General features: G+C 65.9%; 1 protein-coding gene and 1 pseudogene. Both read right to left on the bottom strand.

Going from position 1 to position 1,163, the window contains the following annotated elements; genetic code table 11:
• Window positions 1-726, bottom strand: a 726-nt coding sequence (locus tag IG78_RS53085; protein WP_488356440.1) for an alpha-amylase family glycosyl hydrolase, incomplete at its 3' end; no start/stop codon positions are given.
• Window positions 723-1,163: pseudogene (locus tag IG78_RS0141095) on the bottom strand (DUF3459 domain-containing protein); the annotation flags it as partial. The pseudogene IG78_RS0141095 and the gene IG78_RS53085, both read right to left, overlap by 4 nt.

Here is a 1,163-nt window from a genome sequence, read left to right as displayed (position 1 = left end):
GTCGCCGTCGTTCTCGAAGGAGCCGAAGTAGTCGACGACGTCCTCCGGCCACTGATTCGCCTCCGCCAGGAGAACCGTGTCGGGATAGTGCGCGTCGATGACTTTGCGGACCCGCTTCAGGAATTCATGGGTGGCCTGGAGGTTCTCGCAGTTGGTGCCCTCCTCCTGGTACAGGTAGGGCACGGCGTCGAGGCGGTAGCCGTCTATTCCCAGGTCGAGCCAGAACCGCAGCGCTAGTTGAGGTCCGGCTGGTGGGAGAAGAAGCGGTGCCAGTAGTACTGCTTGCGGACCGGGTCGAAGGTCCAGTTGGAGGCTTCGGTGTCGACGAAGATGATGCGGGCGTCCTGGAACTGCTTGTCGTCGTCCGCCCACACGTAATAGTCGCCGTACGGGCCTTCGGGATCCTTCGGCGCTGTCGACGAATTCCACGAAGTCGGCGAGGTCCCCGAATTCCGGCAGGACCGCGGTGTAGTCGGAGACGTCGTAACCGCCGTCGCGCAGCGGGGAGGCGAAGAACGGGGGCAGCCACAGACAGTCCACGCCGAGCCACTGCAGATAGTCGAGTCGTGCGGTGAGGCCTTTGAGGTCGCCGATGCCGTCACCGTTGCTGTCCTGGAAGGTGCGTACCAGGACCTCGTAGAAGACGGCGCGCTTGAACCACTCCGGGTCGCGGTCCTTGGCGGGGGTGTCCTCGAAGGTGTCCTGGACGGGCTCGTTGACGGTCATGGTGTGGGTGACCCTCCGATCTGCGGTGAGGACGGTCGCAGGACGAGTACGTGTGCGGGGCTGCGCCCCGGTTCAAGGCGCACGTAGTTGGTCCTGCCCCAGTGGTAGGTCTCGCCGGTGAGCTCGTCGCGCACCGGCACCGACTCGTGCCGGCCGAGGCCGAGCTCCGGCATGTCGAGGGACACCGTGGTCTCGCGCACGTGGTGCGGGTCGAGGTTGACCACCACCAGGACCGTGTTGTCACCGGCGCGCTTGCTGTAGATGAGGACCGCGTCATTGTCGGCCTGGTGGAAGTGCAGGTTCCTGAGCTGCTGAAGGGCGGGGTTCGCGCGCCGGACGCGGTTGAGCGCGGTGATCAGGGGGGTGATGGTGCGGCCTTCGCGCTCGGCCGCCGCCCAGTCGCGGGGGCGCAGTTGGTACTTCTCGGAGTGCAGGTA

This window comes from Streptomyces aureocirculatus, assembly GCF_000720475.1.
Classification (GTDB): Bacteria; Actinomycetota; Actinomycetes; order Streptomycetales; family Streptomycetaceae; genus Streptomyces; species Streptomyces aureocirculatus.
Note: the sequence above shows the minus strand (reverse complement) of the source record. Positions and strands in the feature narration are given on the sequence as shown.